9 protein-coding genes and 1 pseudogene are annotated in these 7,944 nt (G+C 66.5%); 1 reads left to right on the forward strand and 9 read right to left on the reverse strand.

Annotation, left to right across the window (positions count from 1 at the left end; translation table 11 throughout):
- Positions 1–215: 215 nt before the first annotated feature.
- The 3 genes from lipA to G3O00_RS20115 all read right to left on the reverse strand — a co-directional run bounded on the left by lipA (position 216) and on the right by G3O00_RS20115 (position 2,370).
- Positions 216–1,208 carry a lipoyl synthase gene (gene lipA / locus G3O00_RS20105; protein ID WP_039346279.1) on the reverse strand — a complete coding sequence of 331 codons (993 nt, stop codon included), beginning with the start codon at positions 1,206–1,208 and terminating at the stop codon, positions 216–218.
- On the reverse strand, positions 1,201–1,959 hold the full coding sequence (lipB, locus tag G3O00_RS20110) for a lipoyl(octanoyl) transferase LipB (protein ID WP_166965229.1): 759 nt from the start codon (positions 1,957–1,959) through the stop codon (positions 1,201–1,203). The genes lipA and lipB overlap by 8 nt, the downstream gene beginning before the upstream one ends.
- Positions 1,960–2,043: 84 nt before the next feature.
- Positions 2,044–2,370, reverse strand: a complete 327-nt coding sequence (locus G3O00_RS20115) for a DUF2917 domain-containing protein (RefSeq protein WP_011353333.1) — start codon at positions 2,368–2,370, stop codon at positions 2,044–2,046.
- Between the two features lie 102 nt (positions 2,371–2,472).
- Here G3O00_RS20115 and G3O00_RS20120 point away from each other — a divergent pair, with 102 nt between their 5' ends.
- Positions 2,473–3,459: a transcriptional regulator GcvA gene (locus tag G3O00_RS20120; RefSeq protein WP_011353334.1), complete on the forward strand. Its 987-nt coding sequence runs from the start codon at positions 2,473–2,475 to the stop codon at positions 3,457–3,459.
- On the opposite strand, the gene G3O00_RS20125 is transcribed toward G3O00_RS20120, so the two are convergent.
- The 6 genes and pseudogenes from G3O00_RS20125 to G3O00_RS20150 form a co-directional block, all read right to left on the reverse strand.
- Positions 3,443–3,751, reverse strand: a complete 309-nt coding sequence (locus tag G3O00_RS20125) for a YbeD family protein (RefSeq protein ID WP_011353335.1) — start codon at positions 3,749–3,751, stop codon at positions 3,443–3,445. The genes G3O00_RS20120 and G3O00_RS20125 overlap by 17 nt on opposite strands.
- Positions 3,751–4,677, reverse strand: a complete 927-nt coding sequence (locus tag G3O00_RS20130; RefSeq protein ID WP_206144087.1) for a D-amino acid aminotransferase — start codon at positions 4,675–4,677, stop codon at positions 3,751–3,753. The genes G3O00_RS20125 and G3O00_RS20130 overlap by 1 nt, the downstream gene beginning before the upstream one ends.
- A gap of 48 nt (positions 4,678–4,725) precedes the next feature.
- Positions 4,726–6,039, reverse strand: a complete 1,314-nt coding sequence (locus G3O00_RS20135) for a D-alanyl-D-alanine carboxypeptidase family protein (RefSeq protein ID WP_011353337.1) — start codon at positions 6,037–6,039, stop codon at positions 4,726–4,728.
- Positions 6,040–6,526: 487 nt separating this feature from the next.
- A complete protein-coding gene (locus G3O00_RS20140; protein WP_034198940.1) occupies positions 6,527–7,171 on the reverse strand; it encodes an alpha/beta hydrolase in 645 nt (214 codons plus the stop codon).
- A gap of 13 nt (positions 7,172–7,184) precedes the next feature.
- Positions 7,185–7,502: a ferredoxin gene (locus G3O00_RS20145; RefSeq protein WP_011353339.1), complete on the reverse strand. Its 318-nt coding sequence runs from the start codon at positions 7,500–7,502 to the stop codon at positions 7,185–7,187.
- A gap of 144 nt (positions 7,503–7,646) precedes the next feature.
- Positions 7,647–7,944 (reverse strand): annotated as a pseudogene (locus G3O00_RS20150) (teicoplanin resistance protein VanZ); the annotation flags it as partial.

The raw sequence follows: 7,944 nt of genomic DNA on the forward strand, positions 1-7,944 counted from the left end.
AGCCGACTATAGGAGCTTTGCGCGCGGCGGGAGCGAACTTATCCTGCGAAGCTATCGACGCCGTTTCAGCTTTGCTTTCCACGCTCGACCGGATTGCGCGTCCGGTGGGATGGCGATTGCCGTGCGAACGCACGAATGGCGTCCGCGCCAACAAAAAAGCCCGCATCGCTGCGGGCCTTTTTCGTGATCGCCGGAAGACGGCGAAGCAACGGCGCTCAGACCACCCCGGCCCCGTGCGCCTGCAGATCGGCGTGATAGCTCGACCGCACCATCGCGCCGACGGCCGCGTGCGTGAAGCCCATCTTGTACGCCTCTTCCTCGTACATCTTGAAGGTATCGGGATGCACGTACGCACGCACCGGCAGGTGGTGCTCGGACGGCTGCAGGTACTGGCCGATCGTCAGCATGTCGACGTCGTGCGCGCGCAGGTCGCGCATCACCTGCAGGATTTCCTCTTCGGTTTCGCCGAGGCCGACCATCAGGCCCGACTTCGTCGCGACGTCCGGATGCAGCGCCTTGAAGTCCTTCAGCAGCTTCAGCGAGTGCGCGTAGTCCGAACCCGGGCGCGCTTCCTTGTACAGGCGCGGCACCGTTTCGAGGTTGTGGTTCATCACGTCCGGCGGGGCGGCGTTCAGGATCGAGATCGCGCGGTCGAGACGGCCGCGGAAATCCGGCGTCAGGATCTCGATGCGCGTTTCCGGCGACTGCTCGCGCACTTCGCGGATGCACTCGACGAAGTGGCCGGCGCCGCCATCGCGCAGGTCGTCACGGTCGACGCTCGTGATCACCACGTACTTGAGCTTCAGCGCGCCGATCGTGCGCGCGAGGTTCTTCGGCTCGTCCGGATCCAGCGGATCGGGGCGGCCATGGCCGACGTCGCAGAACGGGCAGCGGCGCGTGCACTTGTCGCCCATGATCATGAACGTCGCGGTGCCCTTGCCGAAGCATTCGCCGATGTTCGGGCAGCTCGCTTCCTCGCACACCGTATGCAGGTTGTGCTCGCGCAGGATCGTCTTGATCTCGTTGAAGCGCGAGCTGCCGGTGGCCGCCTTCACGCGGATCCACTCGGGCTTCTTCAGCTTCTCGATCGGAATGACCTTGATCGGGATGCGCGCCGTCTTCGCCTGCGCCTTCTGCTTGGCGGTCGGATCGTAGGCAGGGGTCGCGGCCGAATCGGCCGGTGCGGGGGAAGCGGTAACGTCAGTCATTCGAATGTTGTTCCAGTGCCTGCGGCTTGTCGGCGGCCGCGGATGCGCCGTCGAGGTTGGCGATCAGACGGCGCACCAGCGTGTGGGCGACGTCGTTCCAGTCGGCGGCAACCTCGAGGCTCGCCATGTCGACAGTTTCCAGTCCGGCATAGCCGCACGGGTTGATCGCAAGAAACGGGCGCAGATCCATCTTCACGTTCAGGCTCAGCCCGTGATAGCTGCAGCCGTTGCGGATCTTCAGGCCGAGGGCCGCGATTTTCGCGCCCTCGTGCACGCCGGATGCCACGTAGATCCCGGGCGCACCCGCCTTGCGGACCGAAGCGAGATTATACGCCGCGAGGGTTTCGATCACGGCCTCCTCGATCTTCGTCACCAGCGTGCGCACCATCAGCTTGCGCCGGCGCAGGTCCAGCAGCAGGTACGCGACGATCTGGCCGGGGCCGTGATAAGTGATTTGCCCGCCGCGGTCGACCTTCACGAGCGGCACGCCGCTGTCGGCCACCAGCAGGTGGGACGGGTCGCCGGCCTGGCCGAGCGTGTAGACGGGCGGGTGCTCGACCAGCCAGATCTCGTCGCCAGTGTCGGCCGTGCGCGTGTCGGTGAACGCGCGCATCGCGTCGAAGCTCGCCTCGTAGGTCTCGACACCCCGCCAGCGCACGGTGACCGGCGGGGCCGGCTGATCCGGGGACCCGGCGGGCGATGCGGAAACGGCAACAGGCGTGGACACGATGGAAACCGGCGAAACGGACATGGGCGGTAGTTTACCGAAAACCCGTGGGTCTCGCCGGCCTTGGAGAGGGGACGGATCGCCGGTATCCGTCGGAGGAAATAATGGTCAGACGGTGCGCCATCCGTCATGGAGCAGCGCGGTCACGCGTTCGCGCAACCGTGCCAGCCCGCCGAGCGCGACTTCCCGGGGCGGCCGCGATACCGAGAACGCCACGCACGCGCCCTCGCGGCCTTCCGCGCTGAGCCACAGCCGCTCGCCGCGGCGCAGCTTCAGCGTCTCGCCGTCGACCAGGAAGTAGTCGTCGACGTCGTTGCTGCGCGTCGCCCACACCGGCCCGCACTGCACCACCAGCCGCGTGCTGCGTTGTACCTTCATCGGCACGGTTTCGCCCGCGGGGATTTCGAACGTGATGCTTGAAGAAATTTCTTGCATGATCGACTCCGCCAATAAGTGCTTCGATGGCTACAATCGTAGTCACTTCAAGGCGTCTGACAAAACGACCAATTTTCACGTCGATGTGAGGAAAATTAGCAAATGGACCTCCGCCAGCTACCTGCGCTGAACGCGATTCGCGCGTTCGAAGCCGCCGCCCGTCACGAGAATTTCTCGCGCGCCGCCGACGAGCTGTACGTCACGCACGGCGCGGTCAGCCACCAGGTACGCGCGCTCGAGGAGGAGCTCGGCGTGCAGCTGTTCACGCGCAACGGCAAGCGGCTGTGCCTGACCGACGCCGGCATGCGCTATGCGCAGCAGATCCGCACCGCGCTGATGGTGATCGCTGATGCGACCCGCGACGTGCGCGCGAGCGACCGCGACCGGCGGCTCGTGGTGTCGATGCTGTCGTCGTTCGCCGCGCGCTTCATCACGCCGCGCATCGGCACGTTCATCGAGCGGCATCCGGAAATCGACGTCGAGCTGCAGTCGACCAACTCGCTCACCGATTTCGCACGCGACGACGTCGACATCGCGATCCGCTTCGGTCAGGGCAACTATCCGGGGCTGCATGTCGAGCCACTGTTCGACGAGGTGTTCTTTCCGGCGTGCGCGCCGACGCTAAACGGCGGCAAGCTGCCGCAAACGCCCGCCGATCTCGCGCACTACAACCTGCTGCGCTCGGACGACGAGCTGTGGCGGCCGTGGTTCGACGCGGCCGGGCTCAAGACGCTGACCGAGCCGAAACGGGGGATTCTGTACCAGGATTCGTCGAACCTGCTGCTGGCCGCGATCGACGGCCAGGGCATCGCGCTGGTGCGCCGCTCGCTCGCGGTGCACGACCTGCTCGACGGGCGCATCGTGCGCCTGTTCGACATCGACGGGCCGAGCCCGTGGCACTATTTTTTCGTGTGTCCGCCGCCGCTCCTGAACACGCCGCGCGTGCAGGCGTTCAGAACCTGGCTGCTTCAGGAAGTCGCCGAATACAAACGGCTGTGCGACGAGCTGGACGCGCGGCGCGCGGCGGGGAAGACCCCCGCCGAGTGCGCGCAAGAAGGAGGCTGGAAAGCGCTTAGAGTACGACCTTGACCATCGGATGGCCGGTCAGTGCGCGGTAGATGTTGTCGAGCTGTTCCTGGCTCGTCGCCCGCACGGTGATCGTGAGGCCCGTGTAATTACCGCCGCTCGACGCGCGCTCCTCGATCTTCTCGACATCGATCTCGTTGTCGTGAACCGCGACGACCTTGAAGATCGTGTCCTTGAACTCGGGGTGCGCCTTGCCCATGATCTTGATCGGGAAATCGCACGGGAACTCCAGCAGCGACTCCTTCCGGGTATCGATCGCGCCGGTCACCTCGATGGTTTTGGTCGGTTCGCTCATCATTTGCTCCGGGTTAGGTCAAACTGTTCAAACTCACGCGCCTTCGCGCGCTGGTACGCGTCATACAACGCCGCGAACACGGGGCCCGGCTTGCCGCCCTGCACAGGCAGATCGTCGAGCGACGTGACGGGCAGCACTTCCTTCGTGGCAGACGTGATCATGATTTCGTCGGCCGCGCGCAATTCCACTTCGCTGATCTCGCGTGCGACGAACGGGATCTTGCATTCGTCGGCCAGCTCCTCGATCAGCGCGTAGCGGATCCCCTCGAGGATCTTGTTGCTGCGCGGCGGCGCGAGCAGCTCGCCGTTCTTCACGATCCACACGTTCGACGACGAGCCTTCCGTCAGGTTGCCGTCGCGCAACTGCAGCGTCTCGAACGCATCGCGTTCCGCAGCATGCTGCGCCATCAGCACGTTGCCGAGCAGCGAGATCGACTTGATGTCGCAATGCAGCCAGCGACGATCCTCGGCCGTCACGCAACGCACGCCCTGCGCGCGTTCTTCCGCGGACGGCAGGCGCAGCGGGCTCGTCATCACGAACACCGTCGGCACCGCGTTCGCCGGGAACGCGTGGCCGCGCTTCGCGACACCGCGCGACACCTGCAGGTAGACGAGCGCGTTGCCGTCGCCGAGCCCTTCGGCATTCGCCGCGACGACGCGCTCGATCAGCGCACGCCAGCCCGCGTCGTCGTGCGGGCTCGCGATGCCGATCTTCTTCAGGCTGCGCTCGAGCCGGGCCAGATGCTGCTCGATCCGGAACGGCACGTGCGCGCCGTCGTGCGCATAAACGGGGACGACTTCATACACGCCGTCGCCGAAGATGAACCCGCGGTCGAGCACCGGTACACGGGCTTCCGACAGCGGCACCATTTCCTCCTGCGACGACACGCTGAGGTAGACGATCGGTTCAAATTCGGCTTGGCTCATAGCTATGACAGATGGGGATGAAGTCGTGAAAACAAAGGCCCGTCGTGCTTACTTCTTCTTGCTGAACATCAGCAGGATCGAGTCCCAGATACGCCCGAAGATACCTGCTTCCGGCACGGCCTGCAGCGCGACGACCGGGAATTCCGACAGCGTCTTGCCGTCGGCGACGATCTTCACGGTGCCGACCTGCTGGCCTTCCGCGAGCGGCGCGATCAGCGGCGCATTGACGTCGACTTCCGTCTTGATCTTGTCGCCGAGGCCACGCGGCACGGTCGCCCACTGGTCGCCCTTCACGCCGACCTGCACGGTGTTTTCCTTGCCCTTGTAGATGCGCGGCGTCGACATCGCCTGGCCGCCCTTGAACAGGCGCACCGAATCGAACGCGCTGTAGCCGTAGTTCAGCATCTTCATGCTGTCCTGCGTGCGCTCGCCTTCCTTCTGCTCGCCCATCATCACCGACACCAGGCGGCGCTGGCCGTCCACACCCGGGATCGCGCGCTTCGCCGACGCGATCAGGCAGTAGCCGGCCGCTTGCGTATGGCCCGTCTTCAGGCCGTCGACCGTCGGGTCGAGCCACAGCAGGCGGTTGCGGTTGCCCTGGCGGATGTTGTTGTACTTGAATTCCTTCTCCGAGAAGATGCTGTAGTACTGCGGAAAATCGCGGATCAGGTGCGCGGACAGCTTCGCGAGGTCGCCGGCCGTCGTGTAGTGGTTCGGGTCGGGCATGCCGTTCACGTCGGCAAAGTGCGTGCCCTTCATGCCGAGGCGCGCGGCCTCGTCGTTCATCAGCGTGACGAACTGCCCTTCGCTGCCGCCCACGAGTTCGGCCAGCGCAATCGCGGCGTCGTTGCCCGACTGGATGATCATCCCGTACACGAGGTCGTGCACGGACACCGGCTTGTTCGCCTCGATGAACATGCGCGACTCGTCGCGGCCGACGCGGCGCACGGCTTCGCTCGGCGTGACGATCTGCTCCATCGAGATCTTCTTCTTGTCGAGCGCCTCGAACACGAGGTACGCGGTCATCAGCTTCGTCAGCGACGCGGGCTCGACGCGTTCATCGGCATTGCCCGACGCGAGCACCGTGTTGCTGGTCGCATCGACGAGCACCCACGAGCGCGCATTCACGCCCGGCGGCGGCACGGCGCCCGGCATGTAGGTCGCGGGCGCGCCGGTGAACTGCTCGGTGGCGGCCGGCGCCGCATGCGCGGCCTTGGCCTTGGCGGCCGGCTTCGCCTCGGCGACGACGATCGTCGACGCGAGCGCGACGGGCAGCATCACGCCGAGCGCGACGTTGCGCGCGGCGGTGCCGAAGGCGATGGAGGAAGCGAGGGACTTGAGGCCTTGGGGAGACAGACGCATGATCGATTCAGGCTGATGGCAGAAAGTGCGGTGCGAAACGCGCAGGGTTGAACGGCAAGGCGGCGGGCGTTTCGGGCACTCGCCCGAAATCGTCGGGCGACGCGAAACGCGCCGGTTGGACTCATGCGGACGCGTTCGGTTCGCGGCCGTCGCGAGCGGGCGGACAGGCGGCGAAACGAGCGCCGCAATGGGCCCAGCCGGGCCGCGGGCGACGCGGAATCCGGCCATTATACGTGGCCGCGCAGGGCGTTTTCGCGAACCTGACGCCGGACAGTTGCACATCCGCATCGGGCGCAGGGTGACGGCAAGCTGCACGTCATCGCACGCGAAGGTGTGCGAAAGGCATGCGCAGGCGAGGTGGAAGTCGGGTGGCGCCGCACGCTGCGGCGCGATGTCGCGCGGGGAGAACGCGCGTCCGGCGCGGGCCGGCGCTCCTGAGTGAGAGGCGACGCGGGCTGCCGGCGTTACGCCGGCACCCGCGCACTGGCTAGCGCCATGCGTCGACGATGATGCGCTTCAGCACATGCAGCTTGCGATGCAGGAAATGCTCGGCGCCGGGGATCACGACGACCGGCAGCTCCTGCGGCCGCGCCCAGTCGTACACGGAAGCGATCGGCACCGTGTCGTCGGTTTCGCCGTGGATCACGAGCGTGTTCTCCGGCACGTCGGCCACCTGCCAGCGGCTCGCGGCCGTGCCGACGAACACCATCCGCTCGATCGTCTCGCCCGCGTCGCGCAGCCGCTTCGCGACGTGCGACAGCACGAAGGTGCCGAACGAGAAGCCCGCGAGCACGAGCGGCAGGTCCGCATACGCGGGCTGCGCGCGCATGTGCGCGAGCACCGCGAGCAGGTCGTCGGCCTCGCCGGTGCCGTTGTCGTGCACGCCTTCGGTCGCGCCGACGCCGCGGAAGTTCGACCGGAACACGACGTAATTCAGCTGCACGAGCGTGCGCGCGAGGGTTTGCGCGACCTTGTTGTCCATCGTGCCGCCGAACAGCGGATGCGGATGCGCGACCAGCGCGATGCCGCGCGGCGCGGCGCCGCTTTCACGTACTGCGTCGGGAAGGTCGACCGCGATTTCGATCTGCCCGACCGGGCCCGCGATCAGCGACTTCTGCGTATGAACGTTCATTCGGCCGGCCCGCTCAGATCTTCAGGCGGTCGACGACCTTGCCGTCGCGCAGGTGCGATTCGACGATCTCGTCGATGTCGGCCTGGTCGACGTACGTGTACCACGTGCCTTCCGGATACACGACCATCACGGGCCCTTCCTCGCAGCGGTCGAGGCAGCCGGCCTTGTTGATGCGAACCTTGCCGGGCCCCGCGAGGCCGAGTTCCTTCACGCGCTTTTTCGCGTATTCCTGCATGCTCTGCGCGTCGCATTGCGCGCAGCTCGGGCGCTCGGCGCCCGGTTCACGCTGGTTCAGGCAGAAGAAGACGTGGTGCTGGTAGTAGGAATCCATGATGGTGACGAGCGGCCCGGCGCGAGGCCGTGCGGAAAGAGGGGCGGTTGCCGCTGCGCGGGGCAGCAGAGGATGCGGACGATTATAGCGAGCGGCACGCACCGCTGCCTGCGATACCACCACCACACCGCCAGAGCCACCACGTCAGCGGCGCAACACGGCCGGCAGCCACGCATGCTCGACGCGCTGGCCGAGCCAGATCAGCGCCGCGTAGGGCCAGATCCACGCGAGCCAGCGCGCGAGGCTGTTGAAGTGCACGTAGCGGCCCTGCCGCCAGCCCGACAGCGTGAAGTCGAAGAACGGATTGACCGGCAGCAGGTTCACGAGCGCCACGCCGGCCAGCAGCGCGAGCGCCGCAAGCGTCGCGCGCCACGTCGCCGGCACGTGCAGCGCGACGAGCGCGGCCGCGAAACCGAGCTCGATCCCGAGCCGCGCGCCGGGG

Source organism: Burkholderia sp. Ac-20384, assembly GCF_017104605.1.
Classification (GTDB): Bacteria; Pseudomonadota; Gammaproteobacteria; order Burkholderiales; family Burkholderiaceae; genus Burkholderia; species Burkholderia lata.

Coding starts and splice junctions, on each gene's coding strand:
- G3O00_RS20120 (WP_011353334.1), top strand. CDS start 2,473: ATGGACCTCCGCCAGCTACCTGCGCTGAACGCGATTCGCGCGTTCGAA.
- G3O00_RS20135 (WP_011353337.1), bottom strand. CDS start 6,039: ATGCGTCTGTCTCCCCAAGGCCTCAAGTCCCTCGCTTCCTCCATCGCC.
- lipB (WP_166965229.1), bottom strand. CDS start 1,959: ATGTCCGTTTCGCCGGTTTCCATCGTGTCCACGCCTGTTGCCGTTTCC.
- G3O00_RS20145 (WP_011353339.1), bottom strand. CDS start 7,502: ATGGATTCCTACTACCAGCACCACGTCTTCTTCTGCCTGAACCAGCGT.
- G3O00_RS20125 (WP_011353335.1), bottom strand. CDS start 3,751: ATGAGCGAACCGACCAAAACCATCGAGGTGACCGGCGCGATCGATACC.
- G3O00_RS20115 (WP_011353333.1), bottom strand. CDS start 2,370: ATGCAAGAAATTTCTTCAAGCATCACGTTCGAAATCCCCGCGGGCGAA.
- lipA (WP_039346279.1), bottom strand. CDS start 1,208: ATGACTGACGTTACCGCTTCCCCCGCACCGGCCGATTCGGCCGCGACC.
- G3O00_RS20130 (WP_206144087.1), bottom strand. CDS start 4,677: ATGAGCCAAGCCGAATTTGAACCGATCGTCTACCTCAGCGTGTCGTCG.
- G3O00_RS20140 (WP_034198940.1), bottom strand. CDS start 7,171: ATGAACGTTCATACGCAGAAGTCGCTGATCGCGGGCCCGGTCGGGCAG.